This window comes from Verrucomicrobiota bacterium (assembly GCA_016871495.1).
Lineage (GTDB): Bacteria > Verrucomicrobiota > Verrucomicrobiia > Limisphaerales > VHDF01 > VHDF01.
The window spans coordinates 56,111-77,113 of record VHDF01000011.1 but is presented as its reverse complement, the minus strand read 5'-3'; the positions used below and the strand labels follow the sequence as shown (position 1 = coordinate 77,113).

The 21,003-nt window shown below is 60.3% G+C and carries 18 protein-coding genes; 14 read left to right on the top strand and 4 right to left on the bottom strand.

Annotated features, from left to right (window positions below):
- Window positions 1-448: 448 nt before the first annotated feature.
- From FJ404_04230 to FJ404_04195, 8 genes are all read left to right on the top strand, one after another.
- Window positions 449-1,276, top strand: coding sequence for a carbon-nitrogen hydrolase family protein (locus FJ404_04230; protein ID MBM3822094.1), 828 nt, complete (start codon window positions 449-451; stop codon window positions 1,274-1,276).
- Between the two features lie 506 nt (window positions 1,277-1,782).
- Complete coding sequence (locus FJ404_04225) at window positions 1,783-3,141, top strand: DUF1080 domain-containing protein (protein MBM3822093.1); 1,359 nt, start codon at window positions 1,783-1,785, stop codon at window positions 3,139-3,141.
- 78 nt (window positions 3,142-3,219) lie between these two features.
- Window positions 3,220-4,023 carry an SDR family oxidoreductase gene (locus FJ404_04220; GenBank protein MBM3822092.1) on the top strand — a complete coding sequence of 268 codons (804 nt, stop codon included), beginning with the start codon at window positions 3,220-3,222 and terminating at the stop codon, window positions 4,021-4,023.
- Window positions 4,020-4,934, top strand: a complete 915-nt coding sequence (locus FJ404_04215; protein MBM3822091.1) for an ROK family protein — start codon at window positions 4,020-4,022, stop codon at window positions 4,932-4,934. Before FJ404_04220 ends, FJ404_04215 begins: the two co-directional genes overlap by 4 nt.
- Before the next feature lie 12 nt (window positions 4,935-4,946).
- Window positions 4,947-5,492 carry a bifunctional pyr operon transcriptional regulator/uracil phosphoribosyltransferase PyrR gene (gene pyrR / locus FJ404_04210; GenBank protein MBM3822090.1) on the top strand — a complete coding sequence of 182 codons (546 nt, stop codon included), beginning with the start codon at window positions 4,947-4,949 and terminating at the stop codon, window positions 5,490-5,492.
- Window positions 5,489-6,427 (top strand): aspartate carbamoyltransferase catalytic subunit, encoded by a 939-nt coding sequence (locus FJ404_04205; GenBank protein ID MBM3822089.1) that lies wholly within the window; start codon window positions 5,489-5,491, stop codon window positions 6,425-6,427. The genes pyrR and FJ404_04205 overlap by 4 nt, the downstream gene beginning before the upstream one ends.
- 139 nt (window positions 6,428-6,566) lie before the next feature.
- Window positions 6,567-6,824: a hypothetical protein gene (locus FJ404_04200; GenBank protein MBM3822088.1), complete on the top strand. Its 258-nt coding sequence runs from the start codon at window positions 6,567-6,569 to the stop codon at window positions 6,822-6,824.
- 256 nt (window positions 6,825-7,080) lie between these two features.
- On the top strand, window positions 7,081-7,368 hold the full coding sequence (locus tag FJ404_04195; GenBank protein ID MBM3822087.1) for a hypothetical protein: 288 nt from the start codon (window positions 7,081-7,083) through the stop codon (window positions 7,366-7,368).
- Window positions 7,369-7,426: 58 nt separating this feature from the next.
- Here the strand turns inward: FJ404_04195 and FJ404_04190 are convergent, their stop codons facing one another.
- Together FJ404_04190 and FJ404_04185 are read right to left on the bottom strand one after the other, a co-directional pair.
- On the bottom strand, window positions 7,427-7,852 hold the full coding sequence (locus tag FJ404_04190; protein MBM3822086.1) for a PIN domain-containing protein: 426 nt from the start codon (window positions 7,850-7,852) through the stop codon (window positions 7,427-7,429).
- Window positions 7,848-8,108: a hypothetical protein gene (locus FJ404_04185; GenBank protein ID MBM3822085.1), complete on the bottom strand. Its 261-nt coding sequence runs from the start codon at window positions 8,106-8,108 to the stop codon at window positions 7,848-7,850. Before FJ404_04185 ends, FJ404_04190 begins: the two co-directional genes overlap by 5 nt.
- Window positions 8,109-8,792: 684 nt before the next feature.
- Here FJ404_04185 and FJ404_04180 point away from each other — a divergent pair.
- The 4 genes from FJ404_04180 (at window position 8,793) to rsfS (ending at window position 15,306) form a co-directional block, all read left to right on the top strand.
- Window positions 8,793-11,687 carry a hypothetical protein gene (locus FJ404_04180; GenBank protein ID MBM3822084.1) on the top strand — a complete coding sequence of 965 codons (2,895 nt, stop codon included), beginning with the start codon at window positions 8,793-8,795 and terminating at the stop codon, window positions 11,685-11,687.
- 204 nt (window positions 11,688-11,891) lie between these two features.
- The gene (locus FJ404_04175; GenBank protein ID MBM3822083.1) at window positions 11,892-14,294 is read left to right on the top strand and encodes a carbon starvation protein A; all 2,403 of its coding nucleotides are present in this window, start codon (window positions 11,892-11,894) and stop codon (window positions 14,292-14,294) included.
- A gap of 19 nt (window positions 14,295-14,313) precedes the next feature.
- Window positions 14,314-14,889 (top strand): nicotinate (nicotinamide) nucleotide adenylyltransferase, encoded by a 576-nt coding sequence (nadD, locus tag FJ404_04170; GenBank protein MBM3822082.1) that lies wholly within the window; start codon window positions 14,314-14,316, stop codon window positions 14,887-14,889.
- A gap of 33 nt (window positions 14,890-14,922) precedes the next feature.
- Window positions 14,923-15,306 carry a ribosome silencing factor gene (rsfS, locus tag FJ404_04165; GenBank protein ID MBM3822081.1) on the top strand — a complete coding sequence of 128 codons (384 nt, stop codon included), beginning with the start codon at window positions 14,923-14,925 and terminating at the stop codon, window positions 15,304-15,306.
- Between the two features lie 128 nt (window positions 15,307-15,434).
- On the opposite strand, the gene FJ404_04160 is transcribed toward rsfS, so the two are convergent.
- Together FJ404_04160 and FJ404_04155 are read right to left on the bottom strand one after the other, a co-directional pair.
- Window positions 15,435-16,718 (bottom strand): hypothetical protein, encoded by a 1,284-nt coding sequence (locus FJ404_04160; protein ID MBM3822080.1) that lies wholly within the window; start codon window positions 16,716-16,718, stop codon window positions 15,435-15,437.
- Between the two features lie 56 nt (window positions 16,719-16,774).
- Entirely contained in the window at window positions 16,775-16,966 is a 192-nt protein-coding gene (locus FJ404_04155; GenBank protein ID MBM3822079.1) for a hypothetical protein, read from the bottom strand.
- A 98-nt stretch (window positions 16,967-17,064) separates the two neighbouring features.
- On the opposite strand from FJ404_04155, the gene FJ404_04150 reads away from it, so the two are divergent.
- On the top strand, window positions 17,065-19,527 hold the full coding sequence (locus FJ404_04150) for a DUF1553 domain-containing protein (GenBank protein MBM3822078.1): 2,463 nt from the start codon (window positions 17,065-17,067) through the stop codon (window positions 19,525-19,527).
- Window positions 19,517-21,001, top strand: coding sequence for a DUF1501 domain-containing protein (locus FJ404_04145; protein MBM3822077.1), 1,485 nt, complete (start codon window positions 19,517-19,519; stop codon window positions 20,999-21,001). The genes FJ404_04150 and FJ404_04145 overlap by 11 nt, the downstream gene beginning before the upstream one ends.
- The last annotated feature ends 2 nt before the right edge of the window (window positions 21,002-21,003 follow it).

Genomic DNA, 21,003 nt, shown 5'->3' with positions numbered 1-21,003 from the left:
GTCTCTTCTGAACTCCAGCATGGTGACGGTCTTCAAGCTATGAACTTTCAGTTGAAGTTGAACTGTTGACAATCGAAGTTTTGGGGACACGCCGGATCCAGCGCGGGGCGTGACGTTCACCGATGGGGCGGCCAAAGCCGACAGGGGTGTCCTCGATCATCTCGGCGGCGGGATCGCTTGGGGTAGTTTTGATGACGTGGTCGAATTCTGCCAACGCTTGGGATGCCCTCGGCTTCATCAAGCGCTCATCCGGGGATCAGGGGAAGTGGCTCTCCGCTTGCCAGCGTGGGCAGCGCGTGGTTGGGTGAGTGGACCCGATGAAACCCTCATTCCTCGCCCTTTTTCGGACGGCACCGGCGGGTGCTGCTTCGGACGTTCCCGCGCCTGCCGTCTGACAGCGCTTCGCAGGTGAAGCCGTGACTCCTCCAATGCATCTGCTCTCGCTCCCATGCCCTCCGTGAAACTGGCGCTGGCGCAAATGCTCGTGAGGCCAGGCGAGGCCGCTTCCAATGTGGATCGCGCACTCGATGCCATTGCCCGCGCCGCTCGTGAACGGGCTCAGATCGTGCTCCTGCCCGAGGCATTGGACTTTGGATGGACGCATCCCCACCTCGGCGATCAAGTCCAGCCGGTTCCCGAAGGAGCGTTCTTCCGCGCTCTGGCGGCTGCCGCCCGGAAGGCTCGAGTGTATGTTTGCGCCGGGTTAACGGAAGCCGACGAGGATTCGCATTATAACACGGCGGTGCTTATCGATCCCGAAGGGCGCCTCCTGTTGAAGCATCGCAAATTGAATGAATTGGAGATCGGCCATGCCTGTTATGGACAGGGCGCAAAATTGGAAACTGTCCGCACGCCCCTCGGGACTTTGGGGGTCATGATTTGCGCGGACGCGTTCGCTCCCGGACAGGTGCTTTCCCGAGCGCTGGGCTACATGGGGGCCGAACTGATCTTGTCCCCCTGCGCCTGGGCGGTGCCGTCCGATCACGACAATCAACGCGAGCCCTACGGCGCGCTTTGGCGGGAGAACTATGGTCCGGTGGCCCGCGATTTCCGGCTTTGGATTGCGGGGGTGAGTTCGGTTGGTCCCATCACGGCCGGGCCGTGGCAGGGCCGCCGTTGCATTGGGTGTTCCTTGCTGGTGAATCCTCAAGGTGAAGTGGCATGGCAGGGTGAATACGGGGAATCGGCGGAGGTGCTCCAGGTTGCGGAAGTCGAGATCGAGCCGCGTCCCACCCGGGGCGACGGCTGGAACCAGCGATGGCACGGCTCGGTCTGACCTGATCGCCTTCGGCCGCGCGGCCGTTGTTCAACCTTAAAACGGCAGTTGCCCTTCGTGAACCTTCGCAAGGTCCCGGCGATAAAGCCATTCCGAATCACTCACCAGATCCATAAAGGATCTGCCTCGTTCTTCGTCATGTCCGTCTCATCCAGGCCTTTGCAAATCTTCACGACGTTCAACTGCCGTTTTAAGGTTCAAGGAAACCTCCACGCTGCTGACCGGAGCATCCGCAAGGTGTAGGGGCGCGCCGTTCGCGGCGCTTCCGCTCGCGCCAATCTGCTGCGGCGATCTCCTCCCGGTCCATGGCCCGCCCTGGGTGAATGCCTTCGCCCTGGCAGCACCCTTGCCCGTTGAAGCTGGCATGCCCCTTTGAAGACACGCCCTGAAGCGGCGTGAACGCCGTGCCCCGGCGCTGCCGCACGTATCACCGACCCCTTCTGGATGCACCGCTGCTGGACGCTTGCCAAGAAACGGGCTTGGCGGAACGGAGATGTTTCCTCAACATGCGCCCGGTGACTCCCTCGATCCATCGAAGCTCCTTCCCGAGTTCTCCAATCCCCGTCTGGCTCGTGTTGTTGATGATGCTTGCGAAAGCCGATGGCACGCATGCCCGGGACATGGCGTGGACGCCGCTCTTCAACGGTCGAGACTTGGAGGGTTGGGTGAATGTGAATTGTGCTCCGGACACGTTCCGCGCGACCAACGGTGTCATTTTCTGCACCGGGTTCCCGACGGGAGAGCTTCGCACTCGGCGCATGTATCAGAATTTCGCGCTGGAATTGGAATGGCGGCATCTGCGTCCGCAAGGGAATGCGGGGGTGTTCGTCTGGGCTGATGCGTTGACCGCGCCGGGGCAGCCTTTTATTCGGGCCGTCGAGGTGCAGGTGCTTGATGGGCGCGAGGGGCCGGGCCACACCTCGGATGGGGATATTTTCCCAATTCACGGCGCTCGCATGATCCCCGAGAACGGGCGGGGCGGTGATCGCGCCTTTCCGACCGAGAAACGCATGAAGCCTTCCCCTGAGTGGAATCACTACCGGATCGAATGCACGAATGGCGCCATTGCTTTGGCGGTCAACGGCAAGGTGGTGACCCGGGGACGGGAAGCCTCGCCGCGCAAAGGGTACATTTGTCTGGAATCCGAGGGCTCCCCGATCGAATTTCGAAACCTTCGCATTCAAGAATGGCCGGTGGAGAAGGCGCTGGCTCCGGACCACATTGCGCGTCCGGACGAACACTTCGTTTCGTTGTATAATGGCCTGGATCTGACCGGCTGGCTGACGCGGGCGGACACGGCGCGACACTGGCGGGCGCAGGACTGGGTCCTGGATCATGATGGGAAGAAGGGTGAGGGCGATCCCCACCTTTGGACGGAGGAGGAGTTCGGCGACTTTGTGCTGGTGGCGGACTGGCGTTGGACCGCCAAGCCCGTGGCGAAGCCGTTACCGGTGATTCGATCGGACGGAACCAGAGGCTTGAATCCGGATGGCAGCGAGGAATTGCGGGAGGTGCTTGACGCCGGGGACAGCGGAATTTATCTCAGGGGAGATTTGAACAGTGAGGTCAACATTTGGTGCTGGCCGGTGGGCTCGGGCGAGCTCTTCAAATATCGTGAAGATGTGAAGCGTTCCGCGGAAGCGCGCGCCGCCGCGACTCCGAAGCGGCGGGCGGACAAGCCCCCTGGCCAATGGAATCGATTCGTGGTGACGCTGCGGGGCAACCGAGTGAGTGTGGAATTGAACGGAGAACGGGTGATTGACCAGGCTGAACTGGACGGAATTCCTCACCGCGGCCGCATCGGATTGCAGCACCATGGCAGTCCCATCCAATTCGCCAACCTCTTCATCAAGCGGCTCGATTGAATGGAATAGAATCGAGTTTCTCTTGAACTGGGTCGATGAGATGCGTGTTTCGTTGGATGATAGGCAGGATTGAGTCTCATGCCCGCGCTTGACCGCAAAACCATTGTCATCATGGGCGGGACAAGTGGTTTGGGACTTTCTGCCGCGCGTGCCTGCGCGTTGGAGGGAGCGAAGGTGGTTGTGGTCGGAAGATCCGAGCAGAAAGTGGAGAGTGCGATTAAAGCTCTGGGTTCCCAAGCGGCGGGACTGGCGGGAGATGCCGCCGAGCCAGCCACTGCCCCATCCGCAATCGAGCTCGCGGTGCGCCTTTTTGGACGTTTGGATGGCTTCTATCACGTGGCAGGTGGGAGCGGTCGGAGGTTTGGGGATGGACCGCTTGACGAGATTTCGGACGAAGGCTGGAACAAGACCCTGCGTTTGAACCTGGATTCGATGTTTTTCTCGAACCGCGCCGCAGTGCGGCAGTTGTTAAAACAGGGGGGTGGAGGTTCGATCGTGAACTGCGGTTCGGTGCTCGGTTACTCGCCCTCCCCGGCCTATTTCGCCACGCACGCTTATGCGGCCGCCAAAGCGGCAGCCATGGGACTCACGAAATCGTCCGCCGCGTATTACGCCCCTCGGGACATACGTTTTAATCTGCTCGCGCCCGGTCTGGTTGCCACCCCCATGTCTCAACGCGCCCAGGAGCGTCCTGAGATTCTGGAATTCATTCGCACCAAACAGCCCCTGTCCCAGGGAAGGATCGGAGTTCCGGAGGACTTGGATGCTGCCGTGGTGTGGCTGCTTTCCGACGCGTCGAAATTTGTGACGGGGCAGGTCATCGGCATCGATGGGGGGTGGGAAGTCAGCGAGGGTCAACTCGCCGACAGCCATGAAGCATGACGCCCGGGATTGCCATGGGCATTGATCTTGGAGGATCGAGTGCCAAGGGTGTGATGGTCACCCGCGAGGGATCCATGCTGGTTCGGCAATCGCAACCGTTCGACTCTGCTGAGCCGCGAGCCTTCGTCGAGGCGGTGCGAGAGCTTGTCCATTCCCTCGAAGCCAAAGGCATGGGACTTGCCGGCTCGTGCGGACTGTCCGCGCCAGGATTGACGTCGGCGGATGGAAAATCGATCGCCTACATGCCCGGGAGGCTCGAAGGGCTTGAAGGATTGGATTGGTCCATCGCGCTGGGCAGGCAGGGGGACATTCCGGTGCTGAACGACGCTCAGGCGGCTTTGTTGGGGGAAGTCTGGCTGGGAGCCGCCCGTGGGAGTCGTCATGTCTTTATGCTCACTCTGGGAACGGGGGTGGGCGGTGCCGCCATGGTGGATGGAAGATTACTCAGAGGGGCCATGGGACGCGCCGGCCATCTCGGACACTTGAGCCTGGATCCGGACGGGCCACCCGATGTCTGTGGCGCTCCAGGCAGCCTGGAGTGGGCCATGGGCAATGCGTCCATTGTTGACCGGACGGGAGGACGATTCACCACGACGCACGAGCTCATTGCCGCGTTCGAGTCTGGTGACGGTCCGGCCCGGGTGTTCTGGCTCACCGCGGTCCGGCGTCTGGCGGCTGCCGTCGCCTCGCTGATCAACGTGCTGGATCCCGACACCGTGATCATTGGGGGGGGCATCGCGAAGGCGGGTGAAAGCTTGTTCAAGCCGTTGGAACAATACTTGGAGGTGTTTGAATGGCGTCCTGGTGGGGTCCGGGCACGGATTGTTCCCGCTCAACTGGGCGAGTATGCGGGGGCGCTGGGCGCGGCCTATCACTCCATGGTTGATCGACCTCGCTCCGAGGGTTCATAATGCGGTCTACGGATGACGCCGCCGCCTGTCCCATCGACCCGGATCCTGCCGGCACAAGCGATTCGCCGAGCTCTTTCGCGAATCGCTCACGAGATTGCCGAGCAAAATGAGGAGAGCGATGCCCTCGGCATTTTGGGGGTGCAGAGAGGGGGCGTGATGATTGCCCAGCGGCTGGCTCGTGATTTGGGTGCGATCTGGAACCACCCGGTGCCGCAGGGCACCCTCGATGTGGGGATGCATCGGGACGATCTCGACAAGAAAGCCACTCCGGAAATCCTGCCCACGGTCATCCCCTTTGACGTCAACGGAAAGACCGTGGTGTTGGTGGACGATGTGTTGTTTAGCGGCAGAACCGCACGCGCGGCTCTCGACGCGTTGCATGACTATGGACGTCCGCGCCGCGTTCAGTTTGTCGTGTTGATCGACCGCGGGAACCGAGAGCTTCCCATCAAGGCTGATTTCGTGGGGAAATACGTGGAGACCGAACCGGGGCAGCGCGTGGATGTTCGAATGGCGGCCAACGAGGCGGACGACGCGGTTTACCTGACCGGCTCATGACCTGGAATCGCCGCCATCTCTTGGATATCGAATCGCTCTCGAAGGAGGAAATCCTGGCGGTTTTGGAAACGGCGCGGAGCTTCAAGGCCCTGGGAGAGCGGTCGATCAAGAAGGCGCCGACCCTGCGAGGCAAGACCGTCGTCAATCTGTTTGTGGAGCCTTCGACCCGCACGCGGATTAGCTTTGAGCTGGCGGCGCAGCGGTTGAGCGCGGACATCGTCAATTTCACCGCCGAATCCTCGTCGCTGCGCAAAGGAGAGACGCTCAAGGACACGGCCCGCAATCTGGAGGCGTTGAACGCCGACATCATCGTCATCCGGCACAGCGCGAGCGGCGCCGCCCATTTCCTGTCGCGATTCCTGGAGGCGAGTGTGATCAACGCGGGCGACGGGGCTCACGAGCATCCGACCCAGGCTTTGCTCGACATTTTTACCATCCTGGAGCGGAAGCAGAGAATCGAAGGCCTGCAGGTGACGATTCTGGGTGATATTCTTTACAGCCGCGTGGCGCGGTCGAATATCTGGGCTTTGCTCAAGCTGGGCGCGTCGGTGACTCTGTGCGGCCCGTCCACGCTAGTGCCCAAAGTTTTTGAGAAATGGGGTTGCCGCGTGACCCATCGCATTGAGGAGGCGGTGGAGAATGCCGACATTATCAATTTGCTCCGGATTCAACATGAACGTCAGCGGGTCGTGATGTTTCCGAGCCTCGGGGAATACACCACGTTGTTCGGAATCAGCGCTTCGCGCCTGGCGGGCGCCAAACCCGACGTGCTCATCATGCATCCCGGCCCCATCAATCGGGGGGTGGAGATCGAGAGCCGGGTGGCGGACGGACCGAAATCCGTGATTCTGGAGCAGGTCACCAACGGACTGGCCGTGCGCATGGCGGTTCTCTTCCTGGTCAGCGGTGGCAAGCCCATCGAGCTCGGAGCGTAACACTGGCCCATCCACCCGCGCCGTCAGGACATTTATGGACATCATCGACCTCTATCAGCATGGTGCGATTCAACAAGCTTCGGCTGACGCGGGGTAGGCGAGGGATGAAGCGGCACGGCTTCGAAACGAAATCAGCGATTTGAAGCGAAAGGCCGACGCGCTGACGATCGCCTGCCAGGCCCTTTGGGAGTTGTTGAGGAGAAACTCCGATCTCTCGGATGATCTGCTCATTCGGACCATGGAGGAAATCGATCTGCGGGATGGGAAGCAGGATGGCAAGATCACCCGGCGACCGGTCCCATGCCCGAAATGCCGCCGCAATAGCCAGAGTGGACGAAGTCATTGTCTCTACTGCGGGGAGTTGCTCCCTGTGGTCCACGTTTTCGAGAAGATTTAGGCATCACGCGGGCGGATCTTTCGACGGCTTACACGGTTCCTTGTTTTGGAATCCGAGGCGGGGTGATTGCAACCCGCTGAGACCGATGGAGAGGTCGCGGGCGACATCTTCTAAGAGGATGGGAGGGGGAGGCGTTTGGACCAGCAACGAGAATCCCTGATGGCCAAGATCGAGGGGCAGCTCGCGCAGAAGAGTGGGCAACGGCAGCTTTTCACGATTCGTTGGAATCTCAACTGAACTCTGATAGAAATGTCCCATGTTTATCCACAAAGTCTCGCTCCGAAACATTCGCGGTTTCGAGACGCTCGATTTTGAACTGGCCCGACCGGACGGCAAGTACGCCGGCTGGACGGTGTTCACCGGTGACAACGGTTCGGGCAAGAGCACCCTGCTGAAGGCAATCGCCGTTGGGCTTCTTGGAAAAGACACCTCGCGGACATCCTCTTTCAGCATGAGGATGGGGCATTTGAGGGTATGGCTCTTGGCAAGGGAAACCGCCATTGCGATGGAACTGCTTATTCCAACTCATCCGGGCACGGGCTGAAAACTTCGAGCTGTCATCGTTGAGAGGGTGTTGCCCGGTTGCTTTTGGCTGGGGTCGGTCATGGGCGCAGGTGGAGAAAATCAAGATCGGGGAAGGTGGTGAAATCCGAGTCGAAGGAGACCACGCGCGATCGAGCGGACGAAGCGAGGGCGGCGATCCATGCGTCGGTCCAACGGTGGACGGGAAAATCAGGGACGCGGCTCCAAAGTTCGAAGCGCGTTTCGGCGGCGAGGGAATCCTCGATGAAACACACATCGGGAAGCACCGCGAAGGAGCGATAGGCATCCCATGCTTCTGCGGAGGTGAAGGGCGCACCGTGCATCACGCGGGGGTTCGTGAGCAGGCGGAGAAGGCCCAGCATGGTCACGCGGCAAAAGCCGATGTCGGGTGCGGCTTCGTTTTCCCAATAGCGGCGGGCGCGGGCGTGGTGCGCGTGGTCCGGGTCGAAGAGGGCGAGCCAGAGGTTGAGGTCGGGAACGTCAATTGCCGCCATGAGCATCCTCGGCGACGAGCAAGGCGTCGATTTCGCGGTTGGAAAGGGCAGGGTGCGAGACGCCGGTGGCCTTGCGGATCACGGGCAAAGGACTGCGTGGCCGGGCTGCGGGTTTAGCTGCGGCGTTTTGGGCAAGGCCGAGTTCCAGGATTTCGGCGACGAAGTCCTTCAGCAGCACACCGCGCAGTGCGGATCGAGCTTTGAGTTCGCGAAAGAGCGGATCGGGTAGATCAAGCGTGGTTCTCATAAAAACATTTATATGCGAAAATGCGCGGCAATTCAAACCAGAATCGGCAATTCAGCAGCGTTGACATTCTCAATACCTTTATTATCAAAGACTTGTGATTAAAATATCTTGCCACAGATTGATGCTGATCAATTGCCATTTCTAGCAAAAGAACTCCGCCGGGCCAGGGTGCGGAACGGTGGGTAACTTCTCCATCAAGTTAGTCGGGAGGTTGAAGTGGGTGATGCAGGCGGCCTTGGCGGCTTCGCCCTTCAAATTCGCCACGCGGAGGGTGTGCAGTTGAGGCCTTGTGACTTCAAGAAGGTTTCAGTGGCTGATGACCATGAAGCCTGGCGATGGCCCGTGGTTTGATCGACTCCGAAGGCCCAAACCCGCATCTTTCACACTCGACTGGGTAGGGAAACGTTCCCCATCGAGTTTCAACCATGCGGGTGAGATCGAACCGCGCCCCTCGTTCCACAAACGGATGCCTTTCGCTTTCCACACCCTGTTGGAAGAAGTTCCTCCTCGGACCATGCCTTCAGGATACGTTTTCGGGCGACCAGGGCGCGGTTTCACGAAACCGGAAATTCCCAGTCGCGAAACGAGGATGAGAATTCCGGGCTAAAACATCCTTGAGCTCGAAGGCTTAAACTTGGTCATCGACGCTCCGATAAACTAGGGGTAATTGGACTGGATCGGGCTATGGTTTTACTTTTGTTCTTCTGCTCCGGCGCGACGGCCTTGATCTACGAGGTGGTGTGGTCGAAGTATCTGAGCCAGCTTTTGGGAAGCACGGTGCAAGCGCAAACGGTCGTCCTGGCCGTGTTCATGGGTGGGCTGGCCCTGGGCAATCGCGCGTTTGGAAAATGGGCTGATCGAACCCACCAGCCGCTGGCTCTCTACGGGCGCATCGAGATTGCCATCGGGATCTACGCCTTTTTCTTTCACGAGTTCCACGGGTGGGCGGACGCGTTGTTTCGATATCTCGGCGGCGGACGGCTTGATCAACCGGCGACCTTGCTGGTGATCAAGGCGGTTCTCAGCGTTGGACTTCTGATCGGTCCGACCTTGCTGATGGGGGGGACCCTGCCCCTGTTGGCTTCGTGGCTGCAGCGTCAGTCTTTTGAACACGCGGGCCGGTGGTCCGCCCGGTTTTATTCAGTCAACAGTCTGGGGGCGGTGACCGGTTCGTTTCTGGCCGGTTTTTATCTCATCAAGAACCTCGGGATGGTCTCCTCGTTACAACTGACGGCACTGGCCAACGTGTTTATTGGCCTGGCGGCGATTGGGCTTTCGAGACGGATTGCGCTCCCGGCTGTGGGAACCGGTTCAGAAGGCGAGTCCGCGCCACCGGTGGCCAGCCGCGTCTCTCCGCTGGCCTCGGGGTGCGTGCTGGTGGCCATCACGGGCGGAGTGTCCATGGGGCTTGAGGTGCTATCCGCGCGCTCCTTGGTCCTTATTTTCGGGGCCTCACTGCAATCCTTCGCGATCGTTTTGATGGCCTTCATTCTGGGCATTGGACTTGGGAGTTCGGTGGTGGCATCCCCGAGGTGGAAGTCCATCGCGGCGGATCGTGCGACCCTGGTGCTTCTCGTTTGCGCGGCTTCGGTGATTGGCGTCTTAGTGCTTGGCATTACCCAATGGGTTGATCTCTACACCTACGCCAAGAATGGGCTTGCCCAGAGTGTGATGGGATACCGGTACTACCAGATATTGACGGCGGGCATGTCGCTGGTGGTGTTGGGCATCCCGGCGGCGCTGCTTGGGGCGGTCGTGCCCCTCTGGATTCGGAACGCGGCGGATTGTGCGGGAGCCTTGGGGGGTGGGGTGGGGCGCTTGCTGACCTGGAATACCGTGGGTGCGGTGGTCGGCACCCTGGTGACCGGTTTCGTTCTCATGCCGATAGCGGGTTTGAGAGGTTCGTTTTTTATCCTGGCCATTTGTGTCTGCGGGGCGGGGATTTTGACCGCGGCGCCGCGCCGGCAATGGAGGGCGGCGGGAGTTCTGGCGGGATTGGCGGTGGTATTGGGCGTGTTGGGTGCCACGACCGGCGCGGGCTGGCGCGATGTCCTGAGCTCGGGCATGTTTCGGATTCGAAGCACCGACGTGGATCCGAAATCGATTCGCGAACATCGCAAGAGTTTGCGCATCGCTTTTTACGAGGATGCCGCCGATGCGACCGTTTCCGTGGAGCAAGGAGATGGGATTAAATCGCAGGCGCAGACCACACTTCGGATCAACGGCAAGGCGGATGCCACCACGAAAGGCGATCTTTCGACTCAATACTTGCTGGGGCATTTGCCCATGCTGGCGCGTCCGGAGGCCAAGGATATCTTTGTGCTGGGCTTTGGCAGCGGCATTACGGCGGGCGCTTTGTTGGGGCATCCCATCCAAAGTTTGACCATCGCTGAGAATTGCGAGCCGGTCATTCGCGCCGCCCACTTTTTTTATCCGCTCAATCGCGGGGTTTGGACGAACTCGATCACGCGTCTCATCAATGACGACGCGCGCACGGTTTTGAAGTTAGGCGGCAAGCAGTACGACGTGATCATCAGCGAACCTTCGAATCCCTGGATGGCGGGGGTGGGCAGCGTGTTCAGTTTGGAGTTTTATCAACTGGCCGCGTCGCAGTTGAAGGAAGGGGGGATCATGACCCAGTGGTTTCACGCTTATGAAATGAACGATGGCATCGTCTCCCTGGTGCTGCGGACTTTTTCGAGAGTTTTTCCCCACATGGAAGTTTGGGATACCCAGCAGGGGGATTTGGTGATGCTTGGCAGCCAGCGACCTTGGAAGAGTGATCCGGAGGTTTATCAAAGGGTATTCGCCAGGGCGGAGCCTCGAAAGGATTTCGAGCGCATCGGGTTGACTTCGCCCGAGGCTGTTTGGGCCCGGCAGCTTGCCTCGCAGCGCACCGCTTTCGCGGTGCCGGGAGAGGGTCCGATTCAATCGGATCACTTTCCGGTTTTGGAGTATCAAGCGCCCCAGGCCTTTTTTGTTGGCGCGCATTCCTATCTGCTGCTCCTTTTTGACGAACGCACCTGGCAAACGGAGTTGGCCTCAGAGGCGAAGCGCTCGACGCTCAACGGCCTGGCACCCGAAGTCCAGCGCTCTGTCTTTACTGAGTTTCTTTCGCTCAATGGGGATCTTTCGCGTTACATGAGGCAGCGATTTCCAACCAATGGCGCCCGCGCCGAGGCGGAAATCATGGTTGGCGACCAGCAGTTGCCCTGTGTTTTCCGCCCCCTTCATGAGAACCGTCATCAACTGGTGCTTCCTCCGAACGCGGACCCCATTCACCAATCGCTTTTGGAGGCCGAGCATCGGTTGCGGACCCGGCCGGAATCATGGCGGTCTGTTCTGGAGGAGATGGCGGGTCTCATCGAGAGGGCTCCCAAGCCCTCCGCCGCCGGAGCCACCTGGAGCCCGATGCCGTTTGTGAACGTGGCAGCCCGGACTGCGCTGGGGCGTCGCGATTACGCTTTGGCCGGACGATTGATTCGAATGGGCATGGAACGCGATTCCACCGTTCCGCACCTGCGTTACCTGGCCCGCATTTACGAGCGAGAAGTCAGCGGTCAAACGGTGGTTCGATAGCCGGGTCGGGTTGAGGCCATGCGTGGGGCGCATCGCACTGAAGACGGCGGAGTACGGCGTTGACGTCGCTTCATGGGTTGATCGGGGAGCAGGCAGGACCTCGGGAATGCGATGCGAGGGTCAGGCTGGTGAGGCAAGGACCGCGCACGTGATCGACCTTTTCAACGGTGGCTTCCCCCGATAGAGTGTGCGGACTCGCGCCACATGATTCCGACGTTTTTTCGTGTTTTGCTTTGGTTCGCCGTGGCGGGGCTGGGTGCTTTCGCGTACGCGACCCTTGCCCTGCAACGAGGGGAGCCGGTGAATTCTTCTTACGTTCTCATCGCCGCGTTATGCACCTACGCCATCGGTTACCGCTTTTACTCGAAGTGGATTGCGGCCCGGGTGCTGGCGCTTGACGATCGCCGGGCCACTCCCTGCGAGGTTCATGAGGACGGCCACGATTTTGTCCGCACGAACAAGTGGATCGTTTTTGGGCATCACTTTGCCGCCATCTCGGGTCCGGGTCCGCTTGTGGGTCCCGTGCTTGCCGCCCAGTTCGGGTATCTGCCTGGCACGTTGTGGATTTTGATTGGCGTGGCGCTGGGAGGGGCGGTGCAGGACTTCGTCATCCTGTTTTGTTCCATGCGGCGGGATGGGCGTTCCTTGGGTCAGATGGTGAAGGAGGAGCTTTCGCCGGCGGCGGGTGCGATCGGCATTGTCGCGATTCTGGCCATCATGACGATCTTGCTGGCGGTGCTGGCGTTGGTCGTGGTGAATGCTCTGGCCGAGAGTTCCTGGGGTGTATTTACGGTGGGCGCGACCATTCCGATTGCGATGCTCATGGGGGGGTATTTGCGTTATTGGCGGATCGGCAAGGTGATGGAGGTGACCGTGCTGGGCGTGATTCTGCTGCTCCTTGCGGTATGGGGCGGGCAGTTTGTCTACCAGAGTCCGGGCTTGAGCAAACTTTTCACCCTCTCCAAGGAGCCCTTGGCGTGGTCCATTATTCTCTATGGATTTGCGGCCAGTGTCCTGCCGATTTGGTTGCTTCTCGCGCCGCGCGATTATCTCAGCACTTTCATGAAATTGGGCACGATCGTCGCCCTGGCCTTGGGGGTGTTCCTGGTGCTTCCGGATTTGAAGATGCCGCCCCTCACCAAGTATGTGGACGGCTCGGGTTTGGTGGTGAGTGGAAAGCTGTTTCCATTTTGCTTCATCACCATTGCCTGCGGGGCGATTTCGGGGTTCCACACCCTGATCTCCAGCGGCATTACTCCGAAGATTATTACGAGGGAGGGTTACGCCCGTCCGGTGGGTTATGGCGCGATGTGTTTGGAGTCGCTGGTGGCCATCATGGCGATGATTGCGGCCTGCACGTTGGAACCGGGCGTTTATCTGAGCATGAACGTGAATGTGCCTGGCGAAACGCTGGCCGTGAAGACGAGTGCCACTGTGGCCAGGATTAGCGCGGAGGGGTTTCCGGTGTCGGCGGCACAAATGGAGCAATTGGCTCGGGAGGTGGGGGAGACGACCCTGGTGGGCAAGACGGGTGGCGCGGCCACCCTCGCGGTCGGGATGGCGAAATTGTTCAGTGAGGTGACCCAGGGCCGCTGGCTGGATCTTTGGTATCATTTCGCGATCATGTTCGAGGCGTTGTTCATTTTGACGACGCTGGATGCGGGGACCCGCGTGGGCCGTTATTTGATCCAGGACGTGCTGGGTCATTTTTGGAAGCCGCTGGGGAACACGCAGAGCACGGCGGCCAACCTTGCCGCCAGCACGCTCATGGTGGGCGGCTGGGGCTTTTTTCTGATTCAAGGCGTGCGCGATCCGGACGGAGGGGTCAAGGCCCTCTGGCCGCTCTTTGGCATCGCGAACCAATTGCTGGCCTCCATCGCACTCTGTTTTGCGACGACGGTGATCTTGAAAACCCAGCTCAAGCGAAGGCGAGAGGGATTGCCCGCGAACCCGGCCTTGGCTTGGGTAACCCTTTTGCCTCTGGCCTGGCTTCTCACGGTGACCCTGACGGCGGGCGTGCAAAAGGTTTTCCATTCGGACAAGCGCATCGGGTTTGTCGCGGCGGCCCATGACTTGAAGGCGAAACTCCCTGCGCTGATTGAAGCGGAGTCCGCCGCGCGCCAAGCCGGCGAAGCGGCTGCCCTCACCAAAGCCGCCAAAGCGGTGCGGGACAATCGCCGGCAGCACTTGAACAACTGGATTGACGCGGTCGCCGCCTCCGTATTTCTCGGTTTGGTCGCGATCATCGTGGGGCTGAGTTTGAGGGAGTGGATCCGGTTGTGGAGCGGGCAAAAGCCTCCCGAACTTTCAGAAACTCCGCCCGTTTGGCTGCCCGATTCCGCGCTGACCTCGGCACGCACGTCCTCACTGGCCAGTCTGATTCCGCTTTCCATCGCTCTCGGGAAGGAGCTCTCGGGGCAATCCTCGATCGACAGGGCGATGGAAAGCGGCCCCGCGACCGTTGGAGTGTATGCTGCGGAGAGAACCCCGCAGGGGATTCGGGTTCGATTGACGGGTCCCGAAGCGGATTTGCGAATCCTCCGGCAGCGGGCGTTGGACGAGTATTTTGAGAAAACCTACAACCGAGGTGTGCGCCGCTGTTGCTGAGAACGATTTGATCCAGGGCATGAGGCTGGCGCTCTACGGCGGATCCTTCGATCCGATTCACTTGGGCCATCTGTTGGTGGCCACGGCCGCGCTGCAGGAGTTTCAGCTCGACTTCCTGAGCTTCGTGCCCGTGGCGCAATCTCCTTTCAAACCTGAGCGAAAGCCTGCGCCGGCGCGTTTTCGGCTGCGCTGGCTTCGCCTGGCCCTTGCCGGTCAGACGAAGTGCAGGGTGGACGACTTGGAGATTCGCCGCGGCGGTGTTTCGTTCACGATCGATACCGTGCGACACTATCGGCAGCGCTTTCCGCAAGCTTCCCTCTTTTGCCTGATCGGCGAGGATCACGTGTCGCAATTGCCGAAGTGGCGGGAAGCGGAGGAACTGGCCCGAAGCGCCGAATTCATTCTTGTGCCGCGCCCTGGCGCGAGCTTCACGGAAGTTCCGCCGGGCTTTTCCATTCACCGGTTGCGAGGGCATCCGCTTGCGCTTTCATCCTCCGAAATCCGGGCAAGAGTGCAGGCTGGCCTGCCCATTGAGCACCTGGTTCCGGAATCGGTGGCGCATGATCTTCTGGAGAATCGGCTTTATCTGGATTGAACTCCCGTCCAGAATGCGCGGCAGACGATGTCCATGGACTCCCGGAAACTCGCCCAGCGTTGTCGCGAGCTTGCTGACAACAAGAAGGCCGAAAATCTTGTCGTGCTCGATGTGCGAAAAGTTTCTTCGGTGACGGATTTTTACGTCCTGGCCACCGCGACCAGCGACCCGCACGTTCGCGCCATTGTCGATGAGATCACCGAGAAGCTGCGCGGCGAGGACGGGCTGCGTCCCAACGCCACCGACGGTGGCGCACAGACCGGCTGGGTGGTGTTGGATTTCGTCGATGTGATGGTGCATGTGATGCGGGTGGATGTGCGGGAAAAGTACGCCTTGGAAAGCCTTTGGGCGGATGCCAAGTCTGTGACCAAACCACGCCGCAAGAAGTCGAGCGACCCCCTGGATCAGTTGAAGTGAAGGCGAGTGGCGCCTCGGTTTGGAGCTTGGCCTTTTTTGCGGATCTTCACGGTGCGGTTTTTCGGCCGAAGCGCGCGTGAACCTTGGCGGGAAGCCGTTTCGTCGGCTGGGTTTCGCGCCCGGCAAGCTTACGGAGCCGTTTCGAGCAACCTGTAAAAGCCCTGGACACTGCCAGCGTTCTCGATCAGGTCAACGGAGCGGGCGTTCTCCTCTTGCGACCAACGTCTCACCTTTTTCCACTGCACCAGGTCCGGCGAGTATTGCAATTCGTACGTGGCGCCGGTGACAAGCCCGGACCAGGACATCCGAAAATCCTTTCCTGTGGATTGCGAACTTGTTCCCCGGAGACTCAAGGCACGAACCATCTTGTTCAAGAATCCCGCGACCTCGGTGAAGGAAAACTCATGCCCGGCGGGGTGGACGGCAGATTGGTAATTGGGAACCGACTTGAAGTAGGCTGACGTCAGTCCGGTCTCCGCTTCAATTTTGTAGTAGTTGGTTTCCGCTCGCCCCCAGGTGAACAAGAATTGGGTTCTGGAAAGGAGCATCAGGTCCCGGATTCGATCCCGCGCATACCAAACGTCGATATTGGGGATCATGATTTGGTTGCTGCCGGCCCATTGGATTTGCTGCAGCAAGATGCTGTAGCCGGAGGCGACCATGGCGCCGGTGGGCCTGGCTTGGAGCGCGACGAGCAGCGCCGCGGCGCCCCCTTGTGACAAGCCCATGATGACGAGCCTGTCATACTGGGCTTGGAGATGTTTGCAGAGCGCCAGAGCCTGGATGAGATACAACCCGGAGTAAGTCCCTCCCTGGTCAATCAAACCGGTGTAGATGAAATTGTAACTCAGCTTGTTCGTGCCGTTGTGAATCGCCAGGAAATCCTCATTGGGTTTCACGAGGACGTAGGCGTCGCCATAGGGAGCGATCTCCCCGAGAATGGCCCCATGGTAATTCAGGCGATCCATCCTGGCGATCGCGGAGGACTGATTGAAGCCGCTTCCCGGGATGAGCAGGATGGCCAGTCGAGGAGATTCCGAACCCCGTTCGGCCCGCTTCACATAGGCATGAGCCGAAAGGCGTTTTCCAAACGTGAAATCAACCCGGCAGCGTTCCGTGGTGCTGCCATAAAGCATGCGCTCGTAAACCGCTTCTTGAATCGAAAGATCTTCATAAGCGTTCGTGAATCCATGGGGTGAAATCAGTAATTCGTCCAGCCGGGCTTTCAGCTGAGTCAAGTTCGTCACCGCGGGCAGGATGGGAGTCCCGCCCGTCAGTGCATCCACGAAGGCAGGACGCAAAATCTCCTGTTCCAGCGCGGGTGAAAGTGAGAAGGGCAGGTCAAGCCCTGCCTGAACGCAACAGACCATCCTGGCCAGCAAGACCGCCCCACCGACTCGCCTCGCGAACACCGGCTATCGGATTCGAATCATGCGACCGCAAAAGGCGAGCGTCCTCCGACAGTATTTCATGAATGAGCTGAGCTTGTTCCCCCCGAACCGCGCATGCAAGAAACCGTTGCTCTGCAATTCCCGATCTCGTGTATCCCGATGTTGTTGGTAGGGCGGGCCTGTCCCAGCCCGCCGCCCACGGGATGCAAAACATCATGCTCCGGCGGCGCGCCGGGACGGACGCGCCCTACCTGCATCACCGGCAACATCGGGATGCACCGGTCCCGATCCGGTGCATCCCGAAGCTTTCTCAGTATTGCAGCGCAGGCTGGCAGTCGGCCCGGCGGGTGAAGAACGAGGCCCTTCCATGCTCTCCACGCGCCTGGTCTCTTCGTCGCCCCGCAGGTTGGGCAGCCTGCGCCACAGCAGACAGGGCTGTCTGCGTGACCACGACAAGCGGGTCACCGACAACCTCTGGAGGCACCTGTCCCGATCTTCCTGCTCGCCGGGGGGACGATCGCTGCGGGGCCGTGACCAAGAAAAGCCTGTTTTCGAGACTCGTCGCTGCTACACTTCCCACGCTTCACTCCACTCATCCATGGTCCGCTTTCAATCATTCCCGTTTCCACGGATCGTGTCCGCGCTTTGGTTGTTCGGCAGGCTGGCGGTGTGCCTTCAGCTTGGCCCCATCGTGACCGGTGGGATCAATCCAATCCTCGCGGATGTGACCCAGGCGCCTGCTGCGGAAGTCCGGCAAGGTTCGGGGGCAGCCGGGTCGTCGCCGCAGAGTGTCGGGGAGGATTTCGATCGAGGCTCCCCGGTCCCCAAGCTCCGTTCCCGCGAGTTTGAGCTGACGTCCGAGGACCGGTCCTGGTGGGCGTTCCAGCCGCTTCGTGCCCAGCGTCCACCGGAGGTTCGTTCTCTGACGGCGCGCGCGCATCCCATCGACCGTTTCTGGATGTCTCGGCTTGAAGGGGCGGGGATGGCTCCGAATCCGGAGGCACCTCCGCGCGAGCTGATGCGGCGGGCTTATTTCGATTTGATTGGCTTGCCGCCGAAGCCGGAGGAGATGAAGGAGTTTCTGGATGACCGTCGGCCGGACGCCTGGGAGCGGCTGATCGACCGGCTGCTGGCCCGCCCGGAGTATGGCGAACGCTGGGCCCGGCGCTGGCTGGATCTCGTTCGTTTTGCCGAGAGCAACGGTTACGAACGGGATGGCCCCAAACCCCATGCCTGGCGGTATCGCGATTATGTGGTACAGTCTTTTGACCGGGACAAGCCCTACAACCAGTTCATTCTCGAACAATTGGCCGGGGACGAACTTGACGAACAGGATCGCGAAGAGGCGGTTGTCGCGACGGGTTTCTACCGCTTGCACGTTTGGGATGACGAGCCGGACAGCACCCTCGCGGCGGAGTTCGACGATTTGGACGATGTGATGGTGACCACGGGCGCGGCCTTTCTTGGGCTTACCCTGGGATGCGCCCGCTGCCACGACCACAAGTACGATCCGATCAGTCAGAAGGATTACTACCGGACTTTGGCCTACTTCCGCAGCATCAATCCTTACGGTCTTCACAAGACCGGAGGGGGTGGCCGGGGCACGGGACGCATTATTCGTCCCCTGGCCGAACCGGAGAAAGTTCGAGCTTGGGAGCTCGCCAAGGCGGAGGCGGTCCGGCCTTTGCAGCAAGCGCTCGAAGCCGCAGCTACGGAGGACGAGAAGAAGAGATTGCGAACTCGGATTCAGGACTTTGAGAACCGTCCGCCTTTTGGCTATGCACTGGCCGTGCACGAGGATCCCATCAAACCGACTCATGTCTTTCGGAGGGGCGACGTGCTGTCCCCGGGCGAGGAAGTTCAACCCGGCGTTCCCGAGGTCTTTCGTCTTCTGGTTCCGGAAATCGTCCGAGCCCCGGGGAAGGGCACTTCGGGACGGCGGCTGGCTTTTGCGCGCTGGGTCGTGCACCCGGAGAATCCGTTGACGGCACGCGTCCTGGTCAATCGGTTGTGGCAGCATCATTTTGGAAGGGGATTGGTGGAGACTCCGAACGACTTTGGCCAAACCGGGAGCCGCCCCAGTGATCCCGATTTATTGGATTATCTGGCGGGGGAGTTTTTGGCGGGCGGCTGGTCCATTAAGCGTGCGCATCGGCTGATCATGACCAGTGCGGCGTACCGGGCATCCTCCCGTTCGGATCATCCGGTCTCCCGTTCCAAGGATGAGGCCAATCGCTACTTCTGGCGTCAAAACCCGCGCCGGATGGAAGCGGAAGTCATGCGGGATTCCATGCTGGCGGTGTCCGGCGACCTCGAGCTTGCGAAAGGAGGGCCTTCATTTTTCTCTTCGCTGCCGAAGGAAGTGCACCGAACCCAGGACAGCGAAGGCAAGGGATGGCAAACCAGTCCGCCGCGGGAGCAATCCCGCCGGAGCATTTATACTTTTGTCAAACGCGCGCTGCTGACCCCTTTGCTGGAATCATTCGATTACACGACCACCACGGTGCCGGTGGGGGAACGCGCGGTCACGACGGTTGCAGCGCAAGCCCTGACACTGCTGAACGATGCCTTTGTTCGGGAGCGTGGCGCCCGGTTGGCGGCGAGGCTGGATCGCGAGGCTGGGCAAGATCCCGCGCGCCGCATCCAGCGGGCTTTCGAGCTCGCCCTGCAGCGGCGGCCCGCCGTGGAGGAACTTGACTCGGCCCAGGCGTGGTGGCGGGAGCAGAGGCAGTTGGCCGAAGCCAAACACCCGGCGGAAGCCGAAGCCATGGCCTGGCAGGCGTTCTGCGTGGCTTTGTTCAATTTGAATGAGTTCGTTTATGTCGACTAGATTTCGTCCAGGATGCTTCGGTACTCGACGGCAGTTCCTGTGGGAAGCCGGAGCGGGATTTACCGGGCTTGCGCTTTCCAGTCTGTTGAGTGAGGACGGGTTCTTTTCGCGTCTTCAGGCGTCCGGGAGCCCAGCCCCTTCCTGGCCGCTGCCTCAACTTCCGTTCAAGGCAAAGTCCTGCATTTTTTTGTTCATGTTTGGAGGGCCGTCTCAGGTCGATTTGTTCGATTACAAACCGGAGTTGCAGCGCCGGGACGGCCAGACGATTGACAACGAGTTTCGTCGCCGGACCAAGACGAAGGCCGTCTTGCAAGCCAGCCGTCGAGTGTTCCGCCAGCATGGCCAATCCGGTCTTTGGTGTTCGGACGCTTTTCCCCACCTTTCCCGCCACATGGACAAGCTGGCCTTGGTAAAATCGTTGCAAAGCGACTCCTTCGCCCATGGTTCGGCGGTGCTGCAGATGAACACCGGGCGCATCATTCAGGGTCATCCTTCGATTGGGGCTTGGATGACGTATGGGTTGGGCGCCCTGAACTCCAATCTGCCCGCCCATGTCGTGATGTTGGATCCGCGCGGAGGACCGACCACGGGGGCTCCGAACTGGTCGAGCGGTTACATGCCCGCCGCCTTTCAAGGCTCCGTGCTTCGAAACGGCGGATCTCCGATCTTAAACCTCAATCCACCCGAGGGGGTCAGCCGTTCCATGCAACGACACCAGATCGGCTGGATCAATCAACAAAACCAAGCCCACTCGCTGACGCGGCCTGGACAATCCGAGCTGGAGGCCCGGATCGCCAGCTACGAACTCGCGTTTCAACTCCAGACTTCAGCACCGGAAGCGATGGACATCGCATCGGAGTCGGAGGCGACTCGCGGCCTTTATGGCATCCACGATCCCAAGGGGGCGCATCCGTTGACGGTGGGATCGGCGACGTTCGGGACGCAATGTCTGATCGCGCGCAGGCTGGTGGAACGTGGTGTGCGTTTTGTGCAGATTTATTCGGGCGGCGGCCCCGCGGGCGGGCAAAACACCTGGGATGGACACCACGGGATCGAGGAGAACCTTCAGATTCACGCGCCGGAGGTGGACAAGCCCATGGCGGGGCTGCTGGCGGACTTGGAACGTCGAGGGTTGTTGGAGGAAACGCTGGTGGTTTGGGGGGGCGAGTTTGGACGGATGCCGGTCAGCGAGACGTTCAACACGGGTGGGAAGACGGGAGGGCGGGATCACAATCCCAAAGGATTCACCTATTGGCTCGCGGGTGGGGGTGTGCGAGCCGGCACCAGCTTTGGGGAGACGGACGAACTCGGGCAGGAAGCCGCATTGAACAAGGTTCATTTGCGCGACTTGCATGCCACGATTCTCCATCTGATGGGGTTGGACCACCGTAAACTGACTTATTTTTACGGAGGTCTTGAGAATCGACTTACGGGCGTGGTGGAAGCCGAGGTGATTCGCGATATCCTGGCTTGAGA

Excerpts from the sequence above, each read along its gene's own strand:
- FJ404_04230 (MBM3822094.1), top strand. The coding sequence starts at position 449 with ATGCCCTCCGTGAAACTGGCGCTGGCGCAAATGCTCGTGAGGCCAGGC.
- FJ404_04225 (MBM3822093.1), top strand. The coding sequence starts at position 1,783 with ATGCGCCCGGTGACTCCCTCGATCCATCGAAGCTCCTTCCCGAGTTCT.
- FJ404_04220 (MBM3822092.1), top strand. The coding sequence starts at position 3,220 with ATGCCCGCGCTTGACCGCAAAACCATTGTCATCATGGGCGGGACAAGT.
- FJ404_04215 (MBM3822091.1), top strand. The coding sequence starts at position 4,020 with ATGACGCCCGGGATTGCCATGGGCATTGATCTTGGAGGATCGAGTGCC.
- pyrR (MBM3822090.1), top strand. The coding sequence starts at position 4,947 with ATGACGCCGCCGCCTGTCCCATCGACCCGGATCCTGCCGGCACAAGCG.
- FJ404_04205 (MBM3822089.1), top strand. The coding sequence starts at position 5,489 with ATGACCTGGAATCGCCGCCATCTCTTGGATATCGAATCGCTCTCGAAG.
- FJ404_04195 (MBM3822087.1), top strand. The coding sequence starts at position 7,081 with ATGTTTATCCACAAAGTCTCGCTCCGAAACATTCGCGGTTTCGAGACG.
- FJ404_04185 (MBM3822085.1), bottom strand. The coding sequence starts at position 8,108 with ATGAGAACCACGCTTGATCTACCCGATCCGCTCTTTCGCGAACTCAAA.
- FJ404_04180 (MBM3822084.1), top strand. The coding sequence starts at position 8,793 with ATGGTTTTACTTTTGTTCTTCTGCTCCGGCGCGACGGCCTTGATCTAC.
- FJ404_04175 (MBM3822083.1), top strand. The coding sequence starts at position 11,892 with ATGATTCCGACGTTTTTTCGTGTTTTGCTTTGGTTCGCCGTGGCGGGG.
- nadD (MBM3822082.1), top strand. The coding sequence starts at position 14,314 with ATGAGGCTGGCGCTCTACGGCGGATCCTTCGATCCGATTCACTTGGGC.
- rsfS (MBM3822081.1), top strand. The coding sequence starts at position 14,923 with ATGGACTCCCGGAAACTCGCCCAGCGTTGTCGCGAGCTTGCTGACAAC.
- FJ404_04155 (MBM3822079.1), bottom strand. The coding sequence starts at position 16,966 with ATGTTGCCGGTGATGCAGGTAGGGCGCGTCCGTCCCGGCGCGCCGCCG.
- FJ404_04150 (MBM3822078.1), top strand. The coding sequence starts at position 17,065 with ATGCTCTCCACGCGCCTGGTCTCTTCGTCGCCCCGCAGGTTGGGCAGC.
- FJ404_04145 (MBM3822077.1), top strand. The coding sequence starts at position 19,517 with ATGTCGACTAGATTTCGTCCAGGATGCTTCGGTACTCGACGGCAGTTC.